At 63.5% G+C, this 21271-nt stretch carries 21 protein-coding genes; 13 read left to right on the top strand and 8 right to left on the bottom strand.

The genetic code is table 11. The features are described from left to right. Window positions 1–54 precede the first annotated feature (54 nt). Together FJ423_RS14770 and FJ423_RS14765 are read right to left on the bottom strand one after the other, a co-directional pair. A complete protein-coding gene (locus FJ423_RS14770) occupies window positions 55–576 on the bottom strand; it encodes a CoA-binding protein (RefSeq protein ID WP_140842770.1) in 522 nt (173 codons plus the stop codon). Between the two features lie 117 nt (window positions 577–693). Beyond that, window positions 694–1515 (bottom strand): enoyl-CoA hydratase, encoded by an 822-nt coding sequence (locus tag FJ423_RS14765; protein WP_140842768.1) that lies wholly within the window; start codon window positions 1513–1515, stop codon window positions 694–696. 150 nt (window positions 1516–1665) lie between these two features. Here FJ423_RS14765 and FJ423_RS14760 point away from each other — a divergent pair, with 150 nt between their 5' ends. The 4 genes from FJ423_RS14760 to rpsI all read left to right on the top strand — a co-directional run bounded on the left by FJ423_RS14760 (window position 1666) and on the right by rpsI (window position 4028). Continuing rightward, window positions 1666–2130, top strand: coding sequence for a PaaI family thioesterase (locus tag FJ423_RS14760; RefSeq protein ID WP_095767634.1), 465 nt, complete (start codon window positions 1666–1668; stop codon window positions 2128–2130). Between the two features lie 80 nt (window positions 2131–2210). Continuing rightward, window positions 2211–2822 carry a LysE family translocator gene (locus FJ423_RS14755; RefSeq protein ID WP_246680169.1) on the top strand — a complete coding sequence of 204 codons (612 nt, stop codon included), beginning with the start codon at window positions 2211–2213 and terminating at the stop codon, window positions 2820–2822. Between the two features lie 271 nt (window positions 2823–3093). Next, on the top strand, window positions 3094–3558 hold the full coding sequence (gene rplM / locus FJ423_RS14750) for a 50S ribosomal protein L13 (protein ID WP_040983169.1): 465 nt from the start codon (window positions 3094–3096) through the stop codon (window positions 3556–3558). After that, window positions 3558–4028, top strand: coding sequence for a 30S ribosomal protein S9 (rpsI, locus tag FJ423_RS14745; RefSeq protein ID WP_040983171.1), 471 nt, complete (start codon window positions 3558–3560; stop codon window positions 4026–4028). Before rplM ends, rpsI begins: the two co-directional genes overlap by 1 nt. Window positions 4029–4119: 91 nt before the next feature. Here rpsI and FJ423_RS14740 read toward each other — a convergent pair whose 3' ends face one another. Beyond that, window positions 4120–5028, bottom strand: coding sequence for a LysR family transcriptional regulator (locus FJ423_RS14740; protein ID WP_140842764.1), 909 nt, complete (start codon window positions 5026–5028; stop codon window positions 4120–4122). Between the two features lie 95 nt (window positions 5029–5123). Here FJ423_RS14740 and FJ423_RS14735 point away from each other — a divergent pair, with 95 nt between their 5' ends. Continuing rightward, window positions 5124–5996, top strand: a complete 873-nt coding sequence (locus FJ423_RS14735; protein WP_140842762.1) for an aldo/keto reductase family oxidoreductase — start codon at window positions 5124–5126, stop codon at window positions 5994–5996. 310 nt (window positions 5997–6306) lie between these two features. Here FJ423_RS14735 and FJ423_RS14730 read toward each other — a convergent pair whose 3' ends face one another. Beyond that, window positions 6307–7365 (bottom strand): glycerophosphodiester phosphodiesterase family protein, encoded by a 1059-nt coding sequence (locus tag FJ423_RS14730; protein ID WP_140842760.1) that lies wholly within the window; start codon window positions 7363–7365, stop codon window positions 6307–6309. Window positions 7366–7448: 83 nt separating this feature from the next. Then, the gene (locus FJ423_RS14725) at window positions 7449–8663 is read right to left on the bottom strand and encodes an acyltransferase (protein WP_140842758.1); all 1215 of its coding nucleotides are present in this window, start codon (window positions 8661–8663) and stop codon (window positions 7449–7451) included. A 124-nt stretch (window positions 8664–8787) separates the two neighbouring features. Here FJ423_RS14725 and speB point away from each other — a divergent pair, with 124 nt between their 5' ends. Then, window positions 8788–9789: an agmatinase gene (gene speB / locus FJ423_RS14720; protein WP_140842756.1), complete on the top strand. Its 1002-nt coding sequence runs from the start codon at window positions 8788–8790 to the stop codon at window positions 9787–9789. Window positions 9790–9818: 29 nt separating this feature from the next. Further along, on the top strand, window positions 9819–10751 hold the full coding sequence (gene argC / locus FJ423_RS14715; RefSeq protein ID WP_095767641.1) for an N-acetyl-gamma-glutamyl-phosphate reductase: 933 nt from the start codon (window positions 9819–9821) through the stop codon (window positions 10749–10751). A 51-nt stretch (window positions 10752–10802) separates the two neighbouring features. On the opposite strand, the gene FJ423_RS14710 is transcribed toward argC, so the two are convergent. Further along, on the bottom strand, window positions 10803–11894 hold the full coding sequence (locus tag FJ423_RS14710; RefSeq protein WP_140842754.1) for a COX15/CtaA family protein: 1092 nt from the start codon (window positions 11892–11894) through the stop codon (window positions 10803–10805). A gap of 151 nt (window positions 11895–12045) precedes the next feature. Here FJ423_RS14710 and FJ423_RS14705 point away from each other — a divergent pair, with 151 nt between their 5' ends. Continuing rightward, entirely contained in the window at window positions 12046–12261 is a 216-nt protein-coding gene (locus FJ423_RS14705; RefSeq protein ID WP_040999884.1) for a DUF2842 domain-containing protein, read from the top strand. A 52-nt stretch (window positions 12262–12313) separates the two neighbouring features. Here the strand turns inward: FJ423_RS14705 and FJ423_RS14700 are convergent, their stop codons facing one another. Further along, window positions 12314–13372 carry a polysaccharide deacetylase family protein gene (locus FJ423_RS14700; protein ID WP_140842752.1) on the bottom strand — a complete coding sequence of 353 codons (1059 nt, stop codon included), beginning with the start codon at window positions 13370–13372 and terminating at the stop codon, window positions 12314–12316. A 90-nt stretch (window positions 13373–13462) separates the two neighbouring features. Between FJ423_RS14700 and FJ423_RS14695 the strand changes: the two genes are divergently transcribed. Further along, window positions 13463–14692 carry a GNAT family N-acetyltransferase gene (locus tag FJ423_RS14695; protein ID WP_140842750.1) on the top strand — a complete coding sequence of 410 codons (1230 nt, stop codon included), beginning with the start codon at window positions 13463–13465 and terminating at the stop codon, window positions 14690–14692. A 123-nt stretch (window positions 14693–14815) separates the two neighbouring features. Further along, complete coding sequence (locus FJ423_RS14690; RefSeq protein WP_073989633.1) at window positions 14816–15052, top strand: hypothetical protein; 237 nt, start codon at window positions 14816–14818, stop codon at window positions 15050–15052. Between the two features lie 370 nt (window positions 15053–15422). On the opposite strand, the gene FJ423_RS14685 is transcribed toward FJ423_RS14690, so the two are convergent. Continuing rightward, a complete protein-coding gene (locus FJ423_RS14685; protein ID WP_140842748.1) occupies window positions 15423–17654 on the bottom strand; it encodes an exopolysaccharide transport family protein in 2232 nt (743 codons plus the stop codon). Between the two features lie 263 nt (window positions 17655–17917). Between FJ423_RS14685 and FJ423_RS14680 the strand changes: the two genes are divergently transcribed. The 3 genes from FJ423_RS14680 to FJ423_RS14670 all read left to right on the top strand — a co-directional run bounded on the left by FJ423_RS14680 (window position 17918) and on the right by FJ423_RS14670 (window position 21254). Then, window positions 17918–18481, top strand: coding sequence for a polysaccharide biosynthesis/export family protein (locus FJ423_RS14680; RefSeq protein ID WP_140842746.1), 564 nt, complete (start codon window positions 17918–17920; stop codon window positions 18479–18481). Window positions 18482–18491: 10 nt separating this feature from the next. Beyond that, on the top strand, window positions 18492–19622 hold the full coding sequence (locus FJ423_RS14675; protein WP_140842744.1) for a glycosyltransferase family 4 protein: 1131 nt from the start codon (window positions 18492–18494) through the stop codon (window positions 19620–19622). A 96-nt stretch (window positions 19623–19718) separates the two neighbouring features. After that, entirely contained in the window at window positions 19719–21254 is a 1536-nt protein-coding gene (locus FJ423_RS14670; protein ID WP_140842742.1) for an undecaprenyl-phosphate glucose phosphotransferase, read from the top strand. The last annotated feature ends 17 nt before the right edge of the window (window positions 21255–21271 follow it).

Genomic DNA, 21271 nt, shown 5'->3' with positions numbered 1-21271 from the left:
CGCCCGGGAAAATCCATTTCGTCCCGGAATAATTTTGCGCGAACTACCGCATGCTTATTTCTGTCTTACGCCAAAGCTCTGAAATCCCTGGCGCATCAGGGGTTTTTTCGACGACAGCACGCCGGAGTTGACGCCGGTCCAGCCGATCTCGCCGGATAGCTTGCCGTATTCGATCTTCGGGCAGCGGTTCATCACCACCTTGATGCCTACAGCTTCGGCGCGGGCAGCCGCCTCATCGTTGCGCACGCCAAGCTGCATCCAGACGACCTTGGGCAGCGGATCGAGCTGCAGCACCTGGTCGACGACGCCAGGCACGGCCGCCGAGCCTCGAAAAATATCGACCATGTCGACCGGATGCGGCAGATCTTCGAGGCTCGCATAGACCGTCTGTCCGAGGATCTGCTTGCCGGCATGACCGGGATTGATCGGGAGCACCGAAAAGCCCTTGGCTAAAAGATATTTCAGCACGAAGTAGCTTGGCCGCACATCGTTGGGCGAAGCGCCGACCATTGCGATCGTCTTCACCGAATTCAGGATGCCGGCGATGTAGCTGTTGTCGTAGCTATCGTGATTCATGCTGCGATGGTCTTCCTGCGGTAATGGTAGCGATAGAGTTCGCGGTTGAAGCCGAGAGAGGCGTAGAGCGCGCGTGCGGGCGTGTTCAGCGATAGAAAAGCCGGGCATGCGGAAGAACTATTCGTCGGTCCATTCGGGCTTGCGCTTGCCGATGAAGGCACCGATGCCTTCCTCGGCGTCGCGCGCCAGCATGTTTTCCACCATCACGCGGCCGGTATGGGCATAAGCGTCGGCCAACCCCATTTCGGCCTGGGCATAGAAAGCCTCCTTGCCGGTTTTGATCACCAAAGAGGATTTGGATGCAATGGTTTGCGCGTATTTGTTGACAACCTGAATCAGATATTCGCGCGGCACGATGCGGTTGATCAGCCCGAACTCCTTGGCGGTCGCCGCATCGATCGTCTCGCCGGTGAGCAGCATTTCCATCGCCTGCTTGCGTGAGACGTTGCGCGACAGCGCCACCATCGGCGTCGAGCAGAACAGGCCGATGTTGACGCCAGGCGTGCAGAAACTCGCCTCGTGCGAAGCGATGGCAAGGTCGCAGCTGGCGACCAGCTGCAGGCCGGCGGCGGTGGCGAGGCCGTCGACCTCAGCGATTACCGGTTTCGGGTGGCGCACGATCGTCTGCATCAGGTTCGCGCAAGCCGCGAAGGTCCTTTCGAAGAAGGCCTTGCCCCGATCCGGCTCGGCGCGGTGCGCCGTCATTTCCTTGAGGTCATGGCCGGCACAGAACACTTTTCCCGACGCCGCCAGGATGATGACGCGCACGGATCTATCGGTCTTAACGCGATCGAATTCGGCCTGCAGCGCCGCCATCGTCGCCAGCGACAACGCATTGGCCGGCGGGCTGGCGAGCGTGAGGCGCAAGATGTCCTTGTCCTGGCTGACAAGAACGGGGCCGTCGGCGACGGCGGGCTTGATGGCGACGACTTCGGCCATTTTTAAACCTCTCGATCAGCGCTCGCGGCTTATGGAGCAACAGAACTACCATGCTGCCGGTTGAAGAACAGCCGCGAGACGTGTTTTCTCCGTCGCACCGTTTGGTCCAGGCGCACCGCCCGGAGCTGCTCATTCATATAGGACGTCGCCATGCCCGCCCAAAGCGATCTGAAGCCAATGCTCAACGCGGCGGAAGTCAATGCACTGATGGCAAGCGTCTATCCGCAGCTCAACGACAATTTCACCTCCTATGAGGCGATCGACGTTTTTCCGGGCGGCTGCACAGTGCGGCTGAATGCCGACGAGCGGCATCTGCGCCCCGGCGGCACGGTATCCGGTCCGGCGCTGTTCACGCTGGCCGACATCGGCGGCTATGTCTGCGTGCTCAGCCACGCCGGCCCGGACGCGCTTTCGGTGACGGTCAACCTCGACATCAATTTCATGCGCAAGGCCGAAGCCGGTCCGATCGACGGCCATTGCCGTATCCTGAAGCTTGGCAAGAGCCTGATGGTGTTCGATATCGATATTGTCGCGGGCCCGGACGGACACACTGTCGCGCACGCCACCGGCACCTATTCGATCCCGAGGAAGCGAATAAGCGACAAGCCGGCCTGACGTCTTGCCGGAACTCCCAGTCGATAGGTTCGTTCTGCGGCATGCCCGATGTTACGACCTACCTTGCCTTCGTCGGCGCCGTGCTCGCCTATCAGCTTTCTGGTGTCGGTCCGGACATGATGCTGGTGATCAGCCAAGGCGTCGGGCAAGGCTGGCGCCATGCCCTGGCGACTGCAGCGGGCTGCGTATCGGCCGGCGTCGTCCAGATTCCATTACTGGCAATGGGGCTTGCCTCGCTGATCACATCCTCCCCATCTCTTTACAGCTTCCTTCAGATCGTCGGCGCCATCTATCTGATCGCCATCGGGATCAAATTCCTGTTGGCCCGTCGGTCGGGCAAACGTGGCGGCGCGTCTACCTTTGCCGAGACGAGCAGTATCCCAGCCGCTTTCCGGCAAGGCGTGATCTGCAATCTCACCAATCCGACGACGCTCGCTTTCATGCTGGCGGTGCTGCCGCAATTCGTTCATCCGTGGGTCGGTTCGCCTGCACTGCAGTTCATCATTCTCGGTACGACCATGAAGATGATGGGACTGGTTGTCCTCAGTGCCGTCGCGTTGACCTCGGGCGCGGTTGGCGGCTGGCTGGGGCGCCGAGGCACGTTCGTCGTTTGGCAAGAAAGGCTGGCAGGAGCCTTGATGATCGCGATCGGCGTCAAGCTTCTCCTTGTCGCCGTGACCGGGCGGCGGTGAACGAAAGAGAGCTATTTTGACAAATAGGCGTGAGGTAAAATAATACCTTCTACCTTAGTTGTTGAATTTAAACGGCTTTTCGCGACCATAAACCGTAACCGACGCTTGACGCGCCAAACACCCTCGCCTATAAGCCGACCCGAAGCAGCGGCCCGCAAAGGCCGCCGTTTTGTTATTGGCGGAGCGGCTCCGGTCATCCCGTCAATCCAAGCAACAAGAAACGCCTTCTCTGTCCCTCCTGGACGGGAAAGGTCAAACCTGAGAGCAAAACATGGCTACCTTTTCGCAGAAGCCTGCGGATGTGGTGAAGAAGTGGGTGCTGATCGACGCCGAAGGTCTCGTCGTCGGTCGTCTGGCCACTGTCATCGCCAACCATCTGCGCGGCAAGCACAAGCCCACCTTCACCCCGCATGTCGATGACGGCGACAATGTCATCGTCATCAATGCCGACAAGGTGGTGTTCACCGGCAAGAAATACACCGACAAGGTCTATTACTGGCACACCGGCCACCCCGGCGGCATCAAGGAGCGCACCGCGCGCCAGCTGCTCGAGGGCCGTTTCCCCGAGCGTGTCGTCGAGAAGGCCGTCGAGCGCATGATCCCGCGCGGCCCGCTTGGCCGCCGCCAGATGAAGAATCTCCGCGTCTATGCCGGCGCCGAGCATCCGCACACCGCCCAGCAGCCCGTCACGCTCGACGTGGCCAAGCTGAACTCCAAGAACAAGAGGGCCTCGTAATGGCTGAGCTTTCCTCGCTCGCAGAACTCGGCACAGTCGCCGCGCAGCCGGCCGCGCCCGTGCATGTCCAGAAGCTCGACAAATCGGGCCGCGCCTATGCCACCGGCAAGCGCAAGAACGCCATCGCGCGCGTCTGGGTGAAGCCGGGCTCCGGCAAGATCACCGTCAACGACAAGGAATTCGCGAGCTATTTCGCGCGTCCCGTGCTGCAGATGATCCTCAACCAGCCGATCGTCGCGGCCAACCGCGCCGGCCAGTACGACATCGTCGCCACCGTCATCGGCGGCGGCCTCTCCGGCCAGGCGGGTGCGGTGCGTCACGGCATCTCCAAGGCGCTGACCTACTACGAGCCGGGCCTGCGCTCGGTGCTGAAGAAGGGCGGCTTCCTGACCCGCGACAGCCGCGTGGTCGAGCGCAAGAAGTACGGCAAGGCGAAGGCCCGCCGCTCTTTCCAGTTTTCCAAGCGCTAAGGAGCGCTTGGGGGCAAGTTCTCGAAGCGCTAAGCGCCGCGAAATCCAAGCATTTCGAAAAGGCCGCCTCCGGGCGGCCTTTTTGTTTTTCTTACCAGTGCCCGGCCGGGGTCCTGATGTAATCGATGAAGGCGCGCAGCGGGGCCGGCACTAGCCGCCGCCCGGGATAGTAGAGAAACGGCCCGGAGAATTCCTGCCACCACGGTTCCAGCACAGGTTCCAGCGCGCCGCTCTCGAAATGCGGGCGTATCCAATCCTCGAAGAGCCAGAGAATGCCGACCCCGGCGATCGCCGCATCGATGGCGAGATCGACGCCGCCGCCGATGCTGACGAGCAATGGTCCCGTGGTATCGACCCGCACCACCTCGCCGTCGCGCTCGAATTCCCAGGGCGTCATGACCCCGCTCGGGAAGCGGCCGCGCACGCACGCGTGCCCAAGCAGGTCACGCGGGTGTTGCGGCCGGCCGTGCCGATCGAGATAGGCTGGCGCGGCCGAGGTGGTGAAACGCTGCGCGCGTGGCCCGATCGGCACAGCGATCATGTCCTGCTCCAGCCGTTCGTCATAGCGGATGCCAGCATCGCAGCCGGCCACCAGCAGGTCGACAAAGTTCTCCTCCGCGATCACCTCCAGCCGGATGGCCGGATATGCAGCGAGAAATCCCGGAACAATCTTCGGCAGCACCAGCCGCGACGCACTTATCGGCACGTTGAGGCGCAAGGTGCCGGCAGGTCGGTCACGAAAGCCGTTCACGATGTCGAGCGCGGCCTCCACCTCGCCTAGCGCGGGGCCAAGACGCGCCAGCAGGCTGGCGCCTGCCTCGGTCAGTGCAACACTGCGCGTGGTGCGATTGAAGAGCCGCACACCAAGTTGGGTTTCCAGACGGCGGACGGCTTCGCTGAGCACTGAGGCGCTGCCTGCAGTCACGCGGGCCGCTTCGCGAAAGCCGCCGGCGCGAGCGACGGCCATGAATGCCTGGAGATCGTTGAGATCAGCCGCCATTGTTCTTATTTCCGCACAGGTCGTACTGGTTATACCCGGTTTTCAGGACAGCAGCCATCCTTTATCTCCCTCGCCGACAGCGAAGGAGAGCAACAATGTCCAGTGTAGACAAATCCGGTACTTATAAACTCGGCGACCGCTCGGTGCATCGGCTCGGCTATGGCGCCATGCAGCTTGCGGGCAAAGGCGTGTTCGGCCCGCCGAAAGACCATAACGCGGCCATCGCCGTGCTGCGCGAAGCGGTGTCGCAAGGTGTGAACCATATCGACACCAGCGACTACTACGGGCCTTATGTCACCAACAAGCTGATCCGCGAGGCGTTGGCGCCCTACCCCGACAATCTCACCATCGTCACCAAGATCGGCGCCCGTCGTGGGGAAGACGCCTCCTGGCTGCCGGCTTTTACAGCTGATGAGCTCGAACAGGCCGTGCACGATAATCTTCGCAACCTTGGCCTCGAGGTGATGGACGTCGTCAATCTGCGCATCATGTTCGGTGTGCACGGTCCAGCGGAGGGCTCCATCGAAGCGCAGGTCACCAAGCTTGCCGAGCTTCAGCGCAAGGGCCTCGTGCGCCATATCGGCTTGAGCAACGTCACCCGCGCGCAGATCGCGGAAGGCCGAAAGATCTGCGACATCGTCTGCGTGCAGAACCAGTACAATCTCGCGCACAGAGACGACGATGCGCTGATCGATGAGCTCGCGCGCGACGGTATCGCCTATGTGCCGTTCTTTCCGCTCGGCGGCTTCAGCCCGCTGCAGTCGTCGACGCTCTCGGACGTCGCGGAACGGCTCGGTGCGACGCCGATGCAGGTTGCGCTGGCATGGCTGCTGCAGCGCTCGCCCAACATCCTGCTTATCCCGGGCACGTCGTCGGTCGAGCATCTGCGCGAGAATCTGGTGGCGGCGGAGCTCGAGCTGTCGGGGGATGTGCTGCGGGAGCTGGAGGGCGTGGGGAAAGCGGCGTGATGGACGATTAGCTGATCTCCCCGCTTGTGGAGAGATGGCCGGCAGGCCAGAGGGGGGCGTGAAGGAACGCGGCGCTGCAGGATCAAGGTTCCTCGCCCCACGAATGTGGGAGAGGTGGCTCGGCGAAGCCGAGACGGAGAGGGGAGCGCCCTACGAAGGCCCCCTCTCCGTCCGCTTCGCGGACACCTCTCCCCCACCTTTGGCGGGGGCGAGGAACCCAAGCACCGTTACGCCGGCGGGACAGCGCCCCCCTCTGCCCTGCCGGGCATCTCCCCCACAAGGGGGGAGATTGGCTGTATCCGCGCCGCCTCTAATTAATGCTCGCCGTGTGCGCCGGCTCGGCTTGCTTGATGTCCGTCGTGTAAGGCACTCGATAACCATTGGCCGTCAGCCACGCGATTGCCGCCTTCGGCTCGTCGGTCTGGATGATGGTGGCGCCGCGGTCGACCCAGAAACCCCAGGCTTCGCGCGGCAGGCTGGCGGCGACGGCAAGCTCGTCGCCACGGCCGCCGGCGAGGAAGCCGCCGGGCTTGTTGACGACGGCGTAGGTGTCGGCCCAGAGGTGCCAGTCGCCCCGCGCCGCTTCCGCCCGCATGCGGGTGCTGAACAGCGGCCCGCCGGTCGATGTCAGCGTCTCGGCGCCGTTGCGCCAAGTGATCAATTCGATGGCGCGCGGCGCGAAGGCCTTGTCGACCTCGCTGGCGAAAACTGCATCATGCACGGCGTCGTCGGCAAGGATCGGCATGAACTGGAAGCCGCCGCCGGCCTGGGTAAGTGCCGCGCTCGCGGCATCGATGCGCTGCCGGTTCCAGAGATTCTCCTTGACGATCACCTGATCGGCCATGCCGAGATCGCGCGTCTCCGCGACCATACCAGGCAGGTCGGTCACCTCCAGCTTGTTGTCGAGGTTGATCAGGATCCTGTCCCTGGTCGTCAGCAGCATCTCGCGCAGTGTCGACACGGTCTCTTTGGTGACGGTGCCCGTGCCCTCGACGACCAGCCGGCATCTCTTAAGCTCGGCCAGCGTGTATTTCACCACCTCGCCCTTGCACGTGGTCGTGCGGTCGAGCCAGCTGTCATGCATGATGACGAATTCGCCGTCTTTCGCGCGCCGGACGTCGACCTCGACGATCTCGGCGCCGATCGCGATCGAGCCCTCGACTGCGGCCAGCGAATTCTCGGCGTAAAGCGTCTTGCCGGCCTGCATGCTGCCGGCGCGATGCGCGGCAATCATCACATGATCGCGCCACTGGTTGGCATGTTCGAAACGGTCGAGGATTTGGCTCGCCCGCGTCTCGCCGGCTAAGCTTTGTCCAGCAATGGTGGCAAGGGCGACGGAAAAGGCAAGGCTCAGCCAGAGTGTTCGCATCGGGGAATCGCTCCGTTCCTGGTCGGGACCCGGTTAGGCGATGCCCATGACAGGCCGGTGAACGAAGCCGGCTAGTTTTTGGATCAAATCCGCTTGGAAATGCGGCGGAACCAGGCCAGCGCCGGCATTTCGACGAAGCGCCATGTGAACCACGACGCGGCAATGACGGCAATCAACATCGCGGCCAAAGCCGCGAAGCCGATCCAGGGCGAGCCAGGGCCGAAGCCGGTCGCATGATCGCCGCGCAGCATCAGGTCGCCGACTATGCCGAGCCCGAGCTTGCGTTCGATCAGGCCGCCGACATTGATCATGCGGGCCTGGACGAAGATGTGGACCATGTAGATCGAATAGGAGAGCGAGCCGAGCAGCAGCATCGGGCGGCTGCGCAAGGCCAAGCTGACCCACCCGCCCTCATGGGCAAAGAGATAAAGTGCCAGCGCGAAGACGATCGGCGCGGCAATGCCGGCGTCATTCGTTCCCGCCACCGAAACGAACAGCGCGATCACGACGATCATCGCCAGCTCGGCCAGCGTCCAGGCGAGGCGCCCTGCCCCGCCACTCAGCGCCTGTCGCGCCTCTGCAATGGAATCGTGCTGAAACCAGGCAAGCAGCGCGCCGAGCGAGAAGCCGTATAGACAGCGGAGGAAGCCGAAATCGAAGGACACGTCCATATGACGCGTCGAGACCGCGAGCAGGAAAAGCGGCGCCGTCGCGGCTGCAGCAACGAGCCATATCCAGGCACGCTGGCCGGCGGTGAAGACGATGGCGGCGAAAAGCAGATAGGTGAAGAACTCGGCCGAAATGCTCCAGCTCGGCGCATTCCAGCTCAGATGATCCTCAACGCCCATGCCCTGCAGAAGGAAAAGGTTGGCGACCAGGCTCTTCAGGTCGAAGCCTGCGGTGAAGGGCGCCGGGCCCGTTGCGTGAAGCGCCGGCAGCACGAGCCGCAGCGCCTCGAAGCCGGCGAAGGCGGCGAGCATCAGGAAATGCAACGGATAGATGCGGCCGAAACGCACGAGCGCGAACCGTGCAAGGTCGTCCTGCCCGGCGAGCCGCCCGCCATAGGCGCTGGCAATGACGAAGCCGGAGAGCACGAAGAAGAAATCGACGAACAGATAGGAGCCGCCGACAAAGGCGCTCTGCGACACTATCGAGGTGGTCGGGAAATGGAACAGCGCCACCAGCAGCGCGCAGATACCGCGCCAGGAATCCAGCACCAGGAAACGCTCTCCGGCCGTCGTGCCGACACGGGTCGCGGCGGGCGCGGATGCAAGATTGAGCAAGGCAGTCTCAGCCATAATGATACAGATCCTGTGTTGCCGTGGCACTCGCCGAGCGCCGCTTCGTTTCCGCAAGCTGTGACTGGCATGTTGCGTGCCGGTTCTGTAGTTGTGGCTGCCCCGACGAAACCGAGGATTCCTAATGGCGAACAATGAGATCGACCACGCCTTCACCGCCCGCTCCAAGACGGGCGCGTCGTTCGAGCCGACCTATGCCGGCGCGCTGTCGTTCATGCGGCGCAAATATACGAAGGACGTGAAGGGCGCGGACGCGGTCGTGTGGGGCATTCCCTTCGACGCCGCCGTCACCAACCGGCCCGGCGCTCGCTTCGGGCCGCAGGCGATCCGCCGCGCCTCGGCGATCCTCGACAACGATCCGCAATATCCATTCTCGCGCGACCTCTTCGAGCACCTTTCGGTGGTGGACTATGGCGATTGCCTGCTCGACAGCGGCAATCACCAGAAAACTCCCGGCACGATCGAGCGCGAGGCGGCCAAGATCCTGAAATCAGGCGCGTTCCTTTTGACGCTGGGCGGCGACCATTTCGTCACTTGGCCGCTGCTAAAGGCGCATGCCGCCGTCCACGGGCCGCTGGCGCTCGTGCAGTTCGACGCGCACCAGGACACCTGGCCCGACGACGGCAAGCGCATCGATCACGGCTCCTTCGTCGCCCGCGCGGTGAAGGAGGGGATCATCGACCCCGATCGCTCGATCCAGGTCGGCATCCGCACGCATGCGCCCGACACGTTCGGCATCAAGATCCTCTACGGCCATGAGGTCGAGGAGATGCGCGCCTCCGATATCGCCTATGCGATCGTCGAGCGCACCGGTGGCAAGAAGACCTATCTCACCTTTGACATCGACTGTCTCGACCCGGCCTTCGCGCCGGGCACCGGCACGCCGGTGGCAGGCGGCCCCTCCTCGGCCAAGATGCTGTCGACACTGCGCCAACTCGGCCAGATCGACATCGTCGGCGCCGACATCGTGGAGGTTGCGCCGGCCTACGATCATGCCGATATAACGGCGATCGCCGGATCGATCATCGCCATGCATTATCTCGGTCTGCTGGCAGAGCGAAAGGCGCGGCTCGACGAACTGAGCAACGGCAATCATGCCGCGGCAAATCACGCCTACGGCATATGACATTGGAATCGCGAGGAATTTGGCAAGGGATGAAACCGAAAATCTTCATTGACGGCGAGCACGGCACGACAGGCCTGCAGATCAGGGCGCTGCTGGCCGACCGTGACGACCTGGAGATCATCTCCATCCCGACGGAACGCCGCAAGGAGACTGCCGCCCGCGCCGAGATGCTCAACGCGGCGGATGTCGCGATCCTTTGCCTGCCGGATGCGGCGGCCAAGGAAAGCGTGTCGCTGATTACGAACGATACGACCAAGGTGATCGACGCCTCGACCGCGCATCGCGTGGCCGAGGGGTGGGAGTATGGCTTCGCCGAAATGGACAAGGACCAGGCGAAGAGGATCGGCAGCGCGAAACGCATAGCCAATCCGGGCTGCTGGCCGCAGGGGCCGATCGCGACGCTGCGGCCACTGGTTGCGGCGGGCCTGCTGCCTGCCGACTTCCCGGTCACCGTCAACGGCATTTCCGGCTATTCCGGCGGCGGCCGCCCGATGATCGAGGACTATGTCGGCAAGGGCGAGGACGCGCCCGAGTTCCTACCCTACGGGCTGACGCTGCAGCACAAGCATGTGCCGGAGCTCCGCACCTATGCAAAGCTGTCGCACGACCCGATCATGCAGCCGGCGGTGGGCAATTTCGCGCAAGGCATGATCACCGTGGTGCCGCTGCAACTCGGCGGTCTCGACCGCGTGCCGACTGGCGCCGAGCTTCACGCGGCGATTGCCGACCATTATGCGTCGATCGATGGCGGCGTGGTCGAGGTCGCGCCCTACACCCATATGGAGCGCATGCCGGAGATCGATCCGGAGATCTATAACGGCACCAACCGGATGAAGGTCTACGTCTTCGCCAATGATGAGAGGGCGCAAGCACTGCTGATGGCCGTCTACGACAATCTCGGCAAGGGCGCGTCGGGCGCCGCGGTGCAGAACCTCGACCTGATGCTCGGCATCAAGCATTGAGCGGTCGTGAACCTGGAGCTTGCTGCCGCCGAGGCGATCCGCAAGGTTCGCTCAGCCTCTGACGCGTATATCGGTCGGCAGCGGATAGGCGCCCTTGGTGCCGCGCCAATGCGCGGCAGCGAAGCCAAGCAACACAAGCGCGATCGTCTGATGCGTCAATGCCATGTGCAGCGGCACCTGCATCACTAGCGTGCCGATGCCGATCGAGGCCTGGACGACCACTAGCGCGAACAGAAGCGTGGCCCGGCGGGCATGGGTGGTGCCAGGCTGGCGCCGCCACGTCGCGACCATATGCCAGAGTGCCACGACAAAGATCACATAGGCGCCCAGTCGGTGGACGAACTGCACCGTCTTCGGGTTTTCAAAGAAGTTCAGCCAGGCGGGCTTCAGCAGAAGCAGATCGGAGGGGATCACCTTTCCATCCATCAGCGGCCATGTGTTGTAGGAAAGGCCCGCGTGCAGCCCGGCGACCAACCCGCCGAGATAGATCTGGATCAGCGCCAAAAGCACGATGACGCCGGCGAGCCGCTGCGTCGACCGGTCGGCGGCGGGCTCGGAATGCGGCGCCAAGCCTCGCGCCACCACCATTGTCGCGGTGAAGATCAGCGCGGCAAGCGTCAGATGCGTCGCCAGCCGGTACTGGCTGACCGAGACGCGATCGACCAGGCCCGAAGCCACCATCCACCAGCCGATGGCACCTTGGAGTCCGCCGAGCAGAAGGATGCCGAGGAGCTTCAGCCCGAGGCCGCGCTCGATGCGGCGCGTCGCCCAGAAGAACAGCAGCGGCAAGGCAAAGACCACCCCGACGCCGCGCGCCAGGATGCGGTGCGCCCACTCCCACCAGAAGATCGATTTGAAATCCTCGACGCTCATGCCCTTGTTGATCTCGGCATATTGCGGGATCTGCTGGTAGCGCTGGAACTCTTCCTGCCATTCGGCGTCGTTGAGCGGCGGGATGACGCCGTGTATCGGCTGCCACTCAGTGATCGACAGACCCGAGCCGGTGAGACGAGTGGAACCGCCGACCAGCACCAGCGCGACCAGCACGAGCAGCACGACGTAGAGCCAGCCGCGCATCAAAGCGCGGTTGTGCAGGTCGCGGTCGCGTGTGGCATAGGGGGCTGTGGCGGTGATGGCAGCCATTTCGCATTCCCGGCGGTTGAAACGCGAGATTGGTGGACCAAGGCCGCTCAACTGGCAAGACTGGACAGCGCGGCACGCCGTCGCGCCGGGTCGCGACGGTTGCGCGCTCTTGTCATTCGGCCTAAGCGGGGCGGGTCAACGGAACCGCGACATGCCCATTCGCCTGAAAAAGCTGATCGGAACCATATTGCTGGTGGCGCTGGTCGTCATCTACGCGCTGATCGCCTCCGCCGTCGCGGTCACCAGGCTCGCCGAATACGGGCCCACGGCGCATCTCCTGTTCTTCCTGCTCAGCGGCTTTCTGTGGGTTCTGCCGGCCATGGCCATCATCAAATGGCTGATTATCGAGCCGCGCCCGAAGGGCTGACCTCAAAGGCATCAGGCCATAGTGCTGACCAAGGCGCAGAGCGAGGCAGACTTCAGATCGTCACGACCATCTTGCCCGCATTAGCCAGCGGTGTCGTGATGCCGGACAGCATCGTGCGAATATGCGCAAGGCTCTGATAGCGGCCGTTGACGGAGATGCGCGGCAGCGCGTGCAGGAAGCCGGCGTGCTCGGCGCGCAGCACGCCGTGCCGCGTGGTCACCGCCGAGGCATAGCCTGCGTCGCGGGCAAAGCCCACCTCGCGGCAGCCGACCGCGCTGGCATAGCCATAAGGGTAAGCCAGATGACGCGGCTCCTCGCCGAGTTTTTCCGCGAGGACGCGGCGGACGTCGCCGATCTCATGGCGCCCATCGGCCTCGGACAGCCGCTTCAAGTTCCGATGATTGACGGTGTGCGCGCCGATGGTCACCAACGGGTGCGCGGCCATGATGCGAAGCTCATCCCAGTTCATCAACGTGCATGGGCGGCCCGAGCCGATTTTGAACCCAGTCGAACGGGCGAGCTCGCGCAGCGCTGCGCCTTGCTCTTCCTCGGGGACTTCCAAGGTCAGCCAGGCGTTCAGCCGCGCGACGGCCTGGATCTTTCGGCCTTGTGTCGAGCAATCGATCGCCGTCGACTTGCCCCCCATCGTCAGCGTCAGGCGCGAGCTGGTGTCGACGATGTCCTCGATCACGTCCCACCAGAGATCGACGGCGCCGTCGATCAGGCCGGGGGCGACGTAGATGGCGATCGGCGCGCCGTGTTTTTCCAGGATCGGAAGCGCCTCGGTCATGTTGTCGCGATAGGCGTCGTCGGCCGTGATCGTGGCGAACTGGCCGCCTTTCCCGCCCGTCTTGATGCGTTCGATCGCTTCATCAAGGGAAACAAAGGCATAACCCTGCCCCTTCATGTCCGAGATCAGCTTGTCGAGGAAAGTGGGAGCGATGTTCAGATGCCGATTGACGCTGTTCGGCTTCTCCGGTGTCGCGGTGACGCGGTGCAGCATCAGGATAGCGCCGATGCCGCCGACAAACGGCCGCGCCAGAGGCGCAAGGCCGGAGTAGCGGGCAAGGTTCAGCGCCAGCTTCCGGATTGCATCGCCCCCGTCGATCATTCCTTCACCTTTTGCGCCTAGGCTTATTCAAGCAAGACATTCGCCTATGCGAACCCCAGGTTGCAACCAATACGTCTTAAGGATTGAGGGATGGTTGACGCCACCGCGTCATTTGATGGCAATCGGGTCGCGGCCAACGAGGCTTCCGCGCGCCCGGTGCGAGCCGACCGGGACCGGTGGATTGCGACCGCAAGCGGCGGCACCGGTGTTGCCGACTATGTTCAATTCTGCGCCTCGGCGCTGTTCGCGCCGGCGCAAAGCGCATTTTGGGTGAGCAACTGGGCGGCCGCGACCGGTGCCGACATGGTTGTCGCGACGCTGTCCTGTGATGGCCGCCCGGCGCTGTCGCTGGCCCTGGAGATCGTGGGGCGCGGCCCGTTCAAGGTTGCCCGTTTCGCCGGCGGGCGCCACGCCAACGGTAATTTCGCCGCCGCCGACCCGCGTTTCCTGCCTGCTATCGACGGCCAGGCGATCCGCTCGATGTTCAAGGCAATCGCGCGAGCGCGGCCGGACATCGACCTGATCTCGCTTGAAAGGCTGCTGCCAGACCTCGACGGCGTCGCCAACCCGCTGGCCGCGCTGCCCGGCTTTCCAAGTCCGAACCTTGCGCTTGCGGTCGATCTCGGCGGCGGGTTCGACGCGCTGCTGTCGCGCGCGAGCGGCAAGCGCAAGCGCAAGAAGCACCGCTCGCAGACGCGCAAGTTCGAGGCGGTCGGCGCCTTCCGCCGCATCGAGGCACGCACACCCGAGGAGGTCGACAGGCTGCTCGATGCCTTCCTCGAGATGAAGGAGGTGCGTTTCGCCAAGATGGGCATCGCCAATGTCTTCGGCGACAGACAAATACGCGACTTCTTCCGGGCGCTGTTCGCCGATGCGCTGGCCGAGGAAAAGCCGCCATTCCTGCTGCACGGCCTGGATGTGGCGGGCAAGCTGCGCGCGGTGACCGGCTCCAGCCGGTCCGGCAAGCGGCTGATCTGCGAGTTCGGCGCCATCGCCGAGGACGATCTCTCGTTCGCCAGCCCGGGCGACTTCCTGTTCTTCGACAACATCCAGGAAGCCTGCGAGCTTGGCTTCGATTTGTATGATTTCTCGGTCGGCGACGAGCCTTACAAGCGGCTCTGGTGCGACATCGAGGTCCAGCATTTCGAGGTGCTTGCGCCGCTGACGCTGAAGGGCCGGGTGCTGGCGGCAGGGCTGCGGCAAGGCGCGCGCGCCAAGGCCTTCATCAAGAACAACCCGACGGTCTGGAAGCTGACCAAGGTGCTGCGCCGCAAGGCTGCCGGACAGGCGGCGCCTGTCGCGGCCGAAGACGACAGCTAGGCCTGGTCAGAGTCGCATAATCGCCGTCGTGTTCCCGGCGCGATGCGCGCAAGCGGGACCCTGAGTGACTCAACGGAACCTATCGAGCGCCGGGAGGTTTTCGCACCCAGAAGGAGAATGGCCATGGCTAAGTGCGACCAGTGCGGCAACGACTATGACAAGGCATTTCTTGTGAGCCTGGGCGGGCAAACCTACACGTTCGACAGCTTCGAGTGCGCGGTCCAGAAGCTTGCGCCGACCTGCCCTCACTGCAGGGTGCGGATCATGGGACATGGCGTCGAGCAGGGCGATGTCATCTATTGCTGCGCGCACTGCGCCGGGCAGGAAGGGGCCAACGCTCTGACCGATCGCGCGCCGTGACAATCGCGATTCCGCTGCCCCTTCAGGCCACGCGGGAATGCCTTTCCGAACGCGCCCTTGACCGCGACCCTGCGGCAGTCGTTCAGTTCTGGAGCGGTTGCACCGTTTCACGGAAACGGCGAACCGCGCTGTCTCTTTGTCTTTGACGCAATTCCAGCCGGAAGGCTGCGGCGGGGGCCGGCCTAGGGTTCACGGTCCCGCTCTCGATCATCCACGCACGAAAATGCGCAGCGCGAAGCATCAAAACTAGGTGCCTCGCCACCGATGTAAAGTGCAGGAGTCGCCGAGAAATGCCGCGGTTCGCCCTTGTAGCTAAGAATTGCCTCGGGGCTGAGCCGTGTCCCATTCGTCGCGGTGCCGGCCTCCGGTCTTATGCGGCCGACCGGCGTCGGGGCAATGGGTCTCCCGGTTCATGGCCGACCGGTGTGACCAGCGTCAAGTTGGGATAGCCGTTCTCGATCAGCTTGACCGCGGCCTGCGTCACCTGGTCGTCGGCTTCCAGCATGGACAGGAAGACTTCGGTGCCGTCACCGACCAGGCGGCCGATGCCTTGCGCGTCGGCCGGGCCGCATTCGACCACGACGAGATCGTAGGCCGTGGTCAGCGACTGCATGATGATCGGCAGCCGATCGGCGGCGCGCATGGCGCGGACCGGATCGGCGGTGCCGACCGGAATGACATGCGCATCCGAATAGAGATCGGGATGGATGACGTCACTGAACTGCGCTTCGGAAGCGAGCAGATTGGTGATGCCCGGGAACAGGCTCGAGTCCAGCATCGGCCGCGACGCGGCGCCCGATGCCGTGAGGTCAAGCAGCAGCACGCGCAGGCCGGCGTCAGCTACTTCACGCGCCACGAGCACGGCGGAGGCGGCCGCCTCGTCGCCTTCCGGCGATACGAAGATCGCGCGCGCGGCGCCGGAACCGATCAACTTCTCGGCAGCCCTGTCGACATCTATCTCGCCGAGCCTGGACGGACCCGGCATGGGTTCCGGCTCGGGCATTGGTTGCTCTGCCGCAACGGTGTCGGCTTCAAATGTCTCATTCTGCGCGATCGGCGGCTGTCTCTCCGGACGTCGCTCGCTGGCCATGGACGTCTCATAGGACGCGAAAGGACTGTGGTCGTCCTCGATTTCGGCTACAACCGGCTCGGTGCGCGCAGCGGGCATCGCCACCTGCTCGATATCGGTGAAACGGGCGCCGGCGGCCGGACGCATGGCACGGCCCGAGAACAGCTCGCCAAGCAGCGTGCCGATCGCCATCAGCAGCAGCGAAGCGGCCGCGGCGGCCCCGGTGATCGGCCCGATCTTCGGAAAATAAGGTTGCGACGGCACCTGGGCCTGCGCGATCAGGCTCGCCGCCACAGGCGAGTATCTGCGATCCTTGCGTGAGGCTACCGCATTGTAACTTGCCATATAGGATTCAAGCTGTTGGCGCTGAACGTTCGCGTCGCGCTGCAAGGCATCCAGCTGCACCTGCTGCTCGCCGGCGCGCGCTGACGCGGCCTTCAAGGTGTTGACGTCCGCGATCAGCTGATCCTCGCGGGCCTTTGCCGTCTGAGCCTGAGCCGACAACCCCCGGATGATCTTTTGCGCCTCGTTGCGAATCTGGCCGTCGAGGTCGGCAAGCTGCGACTTCAGCGCCCGGATGCGCGGATGATTGTCCAGCAGGGTTGTGGAAAGATCGGCGATATTGGCCCTCAGCTCCACCTGGCGCTCGCGCAGGCGCTGGATCAACTCGGAAGACAGGACCTCCGGCACGCTGTCCAGCGAACCGCCATTCCGCAGCGCCCGGCGCACGCTCTCGGCACTCGCCTCGGCGGCGGCGCGGCCGGCGCGCACACGCGACAATTCGCTCGACAGCTCAGAGAGCTGCTGAGTCGGAAGCACCGAATTGTTGCCGCCCATCAGCAGGTCGGACTGGGCGCGGAACGCGGCGACCTTGGCCTCGGCATCCCTCACGCGATTCTGCAGATCGGCGATTTCCGGCGCCAGAAAGTTGGTCGCGGCGGCGTTCGATTCGAGCTTGGCGTCACTCTTCGAGGCGATATAGGCCTCGGCAATGCCATTCGCGACCGCTGCGGCAAGCTTGGGATCCTTCGAGGCGAACTCGATCGCGATCGCGCGCGTCTTTTCAACGGCGTAAACATTGAGCTTGTCGTGCATGGCGTTCAGCACACGCTCGTCCGGCGGGATATCGAAGGGATCGCTTTTCAAGCCGACGAGCACAAGCACACGCCCGAGCGACGACATTTTCAGCGTTTCGTCGAACTCCGGCAACTTGTCCAGGTTGAGCTTGGTCGCCACCTGCTTGAGGATGTCGGGCGAGGAAATGATCTGGACCTGGGTGGCCACGCCCTGCTCGTCGAGAATCGGCTTATCGTCGTCGTTGGTGCCCGGAGGCCGGGTGTATTCCGATTCGCGCGAGCCGATCTCCAGCTTGGCTGTCGCTTTATAATAGGGCGTCGCGAGCCAGGCGAAGGCGAAGGCCAGCCCGGTGACCAAAAGCGTGACAAAAACAATGCGCAGCCAGTTCCTCGCCAGGCTGGCGAAAAGCTGTCTCAGATCGACATCGACGTCTGCGGCCGCTGACTGAACGGACATGCATCCTGCTCCGAGCTTTGAGTCGAAGCTGGACCGTAAAGAACTATGGTAACTCACCCGTTAAGATCAGAATGAATGCTTATTAGAGAGCGCTCAAAGAAGATTGCTCGAAAGCAATAGAACAATTGGGCTTTTTACCGATCTCCGCTCTCCCGGACCGCGCTCCTTTACCGCCCATTAACCCTAACAGGATGATAACGGTCGCACTTTCCTGGGGTTGTGCCGCGGCTTGCGGCAAGAGCGATGAAGGTTCCTGGCCGGTCATGAAAAGCACTGCTTCCCTCTTTCGCGCTTTGCTTGCCTTGTCGCTGCTCACCGGCTGCTCGAGCTACCGCCCGACACCCGCCGCCTTTCATGAAGTGCTCGATCAGCCCTACCGACTCGGCGCCGGCGACCGCGTCCGTGTCATGGTGTTCGAGCAGGACGGGTTGACCAACACCTACAGCGTCGACCAGTCCGGCTATCTGTCCTTTCCGCTGGTCGGCGCGGTGCCGGCGCGCGGCCACACCGCGCAGCAGTTGGAAAAGGCGATCGCCGACAAGCTGCGCCAAGGCTATCTGCGCGATCCCGACGTTTCGGTCGAAATCGACCGCTACCGGCCGATCTTCGTCATGGGCGAAGTGGGCGCTGCCGGGCAGTATTCCTACGTGCCGGGACTCACCGTGCAAAAGGCGGTCGCCATTGCCGGCGGCTTCACGCCGCGCGCCAATCAGGAGAGCGTCGACATCACCCGCGATATCAACGGCAAGGTGATGACCGGGCGGGTGCTGACATCCGATCCACTCCTGCCCGGCGACACCGTCTACGTCCGCGAACGGCTGTTCTGAAAAACCCGTCGTGGCGGTGAACCTCAGGATCGTGCACTGCTTTCGCTCACCTGTCGGAGGAATCTTCCGGCACGTGCGCGACCTGACCGAGGCGCAGATCGCCGCCGGCCATGCGGTGGGAATCGTCTGCGACTCGACCACCGGCGGCGACTATGAGGAGCGCTTGTTCGAGGCGATGAACGACAGCCTCGCGCTCGGCATCCATCGCACGCCGATGCAGCGTCATGTCGGGCCCGGCGACCTCGCCTCGGCCTGGCGTACCTATCGAATCATCCAGGAATTGCGGCCGGACGTGCTGCATGGGCACGGCGCCAAGGGTGGCGCCTATGCCCGGCTGTTCGGCTCACTGTTGCGGGTATCAAGGTTTCGCGTTGCCCGCCTCTATTCGCCGCATGGCGGCTCCCTCCACTATGACGAAACGACGGCGATGGGGAAGCTGTTCTTCGGCCTGGAGCGCTTCATGGCGCGCTTCACCGATTGCCTGCTGTTCGTTTCTGACTACGAGCGCAACACCTATCGCCGCAAGGTCGGCGAGCCGCCCATACCCAACGCGCTTGTCTATAACGGCCTGCGCGCCGCCGAATTCGAACCGGTGACGACGGCAGCGAATGCCGCCGATTTCCTGTACATCGGCATGATGCGCGACCTGAAGGGCCCGGATATCTTCATCGATGCGCTGGCTATGGCCGGCGACGAGCTCGGACGCCCCTTAAGCGCCGTGATGGTCGGCGACGGCGACGACCTGCCGCGCTACCACGCGCAAGTGGAGCGACTCGGCCTGAAAAGCCACGTCAGATTCCTGCCGCCCATGCCGGCGAGACAGGCTTTCGCTCTGGCCGAGTTGATTGTGGTGCCATCCCGCGCGGAGGCGATGCCCTATATCGTGCTTGAAGCTTTAGCCGCTGGCATGCCGATGATCGCGACCGCTGTCGGAGGCATTCCGGAAATTTTCGGCGAAGACTCCCCTGCACTGATCCGCCCCGACGCATCCCAGCTCGCCGCCAAAATGGGGGCGGCGCTCAGCGACTTTGACGGCTATCGAAAACTGATGCCGCAAGCCGATGAGCTGAAGGCCCGATTCGGTGCGGATGTCATGGCCGCCGATATCGAGAAGGCCTATTTCGCGGCACTGAACAAATAGGCTGCGGGCCGCAACAACTCCAAAACCACCGGTTGTTTCAAGGCTTTCTTAGCTCTCTTTTGCTATGCAGTTGCGCGAAGCTCGCGGACAGTTCCCATGAATGAGATCGACCCCGCGCACCGCTTTTCCATGGATGCGGTGCGCAACTACGATGCTCCCGCCGATGGCGAAAAGCCTGGCGGCATCAACGATGTGGCGCGCCAGGTCGCTTCGCAATACCGGCGTGATACCATGTCGCCGATCATGGTCAGCGGCGTGCTGCGCATGGTCGAGTTCGCGATGCTGTTCCTGTCTGGGCTCGGCGTCTATTTCTACTATGTCGGCTTCTTCAGCTATCTGGCCTGGCAGTATCCGTTGGCGATCGCGGCTACGTCGTTCCTGGCCGTGGTGCTGCTCGACGTGACCGATTGCTACCAGATCGCGGCGCTGATGCGCCCCCTCGCGAATTTCGGCCGCGTGCTGCTGGTCTGGGCAGGCAGCTTCGCGCTGATGGCGCTCACCGCCTTCGCCATCAAGGCGTCGGAAGACTATTCGCGCCTGTTGTTCGGCACCTGGTTCGTGGCCGGCTTCGCGCTGATCTTCGGCCTGAGACTCGTGATGTCCAGCCTCATCCGGCGCTGGGCGCGCGACGGCCGCATGGAGCGCCGCGCGCTCATCGTCGGCGGCGGCAAGGCGGCCGAGCAGCTGATCCGCTCGGTCGAGAAGCAGCCCTACAACGATATCCGCATCTGCGGCATCTTCGACGACCGCAACGACAAGCGCTCGCCGCCGATCGTCGCCGGCTACCCGAAGCTCGGCACCATCTCCGAGCTCATCGAATTCGCCCGCATCGCGCGCATCGACATGCTGATCGTGTCGTTGCCACTGACCGCCGAATCGCGCGTCTTGCAGCTTCTGAAGAAACTCTGGGTGCTGCCGGTCGATATCCGGCTTTCGGCACATTCCAACGCGCTGCAGTTCCGGCCGCGCGCCTATTCCTATATCGGCTCGGTGCCGATGCTCGACATCTTCGACAAGCCGATCAACGACTGGGATTCGGTCGCCAAGCGCGCCTTCGACATCGTCTTTTCACTCATCGGGATCATCGTCTTCTCGCCGGTGATGCTCGTCACCGCGATCGCCATCAAGCTCGACAGCAAGGGCCCCGTGCTGTTCAAGCAGAAGCGGCACGGCTTCAACAACGAGATCATCGAAGTCTACAAGTTCCGCTCGATGTTCACCGACCGCTCCGATCCGACCGCCAAGCAGACGGTGACCAAGAACGATCCGCGCGTCACCCGCGTCGGCCGCTTCATCCGCAAGACCTCGATCGACGAGCTGCCGCAGTTCTTCAACTCACTTTTCGGCTCGCTGTCGCTGGTTGGGCCGCGCCCGCATGCCATCGCCGCGCAGTCGCACAACCTTCTCTACAACGAGGTGGTGGACGGCTACTTCGCCCGCCACAAGGTCAAGCCCGGCGTCACCGGCTGGGCGCAGATCAACGGATGGCGCGGCGAGATGGACACCAACGAAAAGATCCGCATGCGCACCGAATACGACCTCTATTACATCGAGAACTGGTCGATGCTGTTCGACCTGCGCATCCTGTTCCTGACGCCGATCCGCCTGCTCAACACGGAAAACGCCTATTGAGCGCCATCGCCAGTGAA

Source organism: Mesorhizobium sp. B2-8-9 (assembly GCF_006439475.1).
Lineage (GTDB): Bacteria > Pseudomonadota > Alphaproteobacteria > Rhizobiales > Rhizobiaceae > Mesorhizobium.
The sequence above is the reverse complement of the archived record's forward strand: the minus strand, read 5'-3'. Positions and strand labels throughout refer to the sequence as shown.

Excerpts from the sequence above, each read along its gene's own strand:
- FJ423_RS14690 (WP_073989633.1), top strand. The coding sequence starts at position 14,816 with ATGGCTAAGTGCGACCAGTGCGGCAACGACTATGACAAGGCATTTCTT.
- rplM (WP_040983169.1), top strand. The coding sequence starts at position 3,094 with ATGGCTACCTTTTCGCAGAAGCCTGCGGATGTGGTGAAGAAGTGGGTG.
- rpsI (WP_040983171.1), top strand. The coding sequence starts at position 3,558 with ATGGCTGAGCTTTCCTCGCTCGCAGAACTCGGCACAGTCGCCGCGCAG.
- FJ423_RS14695 (WP_140842750.1), top strand. The coding sequence starts at position 13,463 with ATGGTTGACGCCACCGCGTCATTTGATGGCAATCGGGTCGCGGCCAAC.
- FJ423_RS14770 (WP_140842770.1), bottom strand. The coding sequence starts at position 576 with ATGAATCACGATAGCTACGACAACAGCTACATCGCCGGCATCCTGAAT.
- FJ423_RS14740 (WP_140842764.1), bottom strand. The coding sequence starts at position 5,028 with ATGGCGGCTGATCTCAACGATCTCCAGGCATTCATGGCCGTCGCTCGC.
- FJ423_RS14685 (WP_140842748.1), bottom strand. The coding sequence starts at position 17,654 with ATGTCCGTTCAGTCAGCGGCCGCAGACGTCGATGTCGATCTGAGACAG.
- FJ423_RS14710 (WP_140842754.1), bottom strand. The coding sequence starts at position 11,894 with ATGGCTGCCATCACCGCCACAGCCCCCTATGCCACACGCGACCGCGAC.
- FJ423_RS14670 (WP_140842742.1), top strand. The coding sequence starts at position 19,719 with ATGAATGAGATCGACCCCGCGCACCGCTTTTCCATGGATGCGGTGCGC.
- FJ423_RS14735 (WP_140842762.1), top strand. The coding sequence starts at position 5,124 with ATGTCCAGTGTAGACAAATCCGGTACTTATAAACTCGGCGACCGCTCG.
- FJ423_RS14730 (WP_140842760.1), bottom strand. The coding sequence starts at position 7,365 with ATGCGAACACTCTGGCTGAGCCTTGCCTTTTCCGTCGCCCTTGCCACC.
- FJ423_RS14680 (WP_140842746.1), top strand. The coding sequence starts at position 17,918 with ATGAAAAGCACTGCTTCCCTCTTTCGCGCTTTGCTTGCCTTGTCGCTG.
- FJ423_RS14700 (WP_140842752.1), bottom strand. The coding sequence starts at position 13,372 with ATGATCGACGGGGGCGATGCAATCCGGAAGCTGGCGCTGAACCTTGCC.
- speB (WP_140842756.1), top strand. The coding sequence starts at position 8,788 with ATGGCGAACAATGAGATCGACCACGCCTTCACCGCCCGCTCCAAGACG.
- FJ423_RS14725 (WP_140842758.1), bottom strand. The coding sequence starts at position 8,663 with ATGGCTGAGACTGCCTTGCTCAATCTTGCATCCGCGCCCGCCGCGACC.
- FJ423_RS14705 (WP_040999884.1), top strand. The coding sequence starts at position 12,046 with ATGCCCATTCGCCTGAAAAAGCTGATCGGAACCATATTGCTGGTGGCG.
- FJ423_RS14760 (WP_095767634.1), top strand. The coding sequence starts at position 1,666 with ATGCCCGCCCAAAGCGATCTGAAGCCAATGCTCAACGCGGCGGAAGTC.
- FJ423_RS14765 (WP_140842768.1), bottom strand. The coding sequence starts at position 1,515 with ATGGCCGAAGTCGTCGCCATCAAGCCCGCCGTCGCCGACGGCCCCGTT.
- argC (WP_095767641.1), top strand. The coding sequence starts at position 9,819 with ATGAAACCGAAAATCTTCATTGACGGCGAGCACGGCACGACAGGCCTG.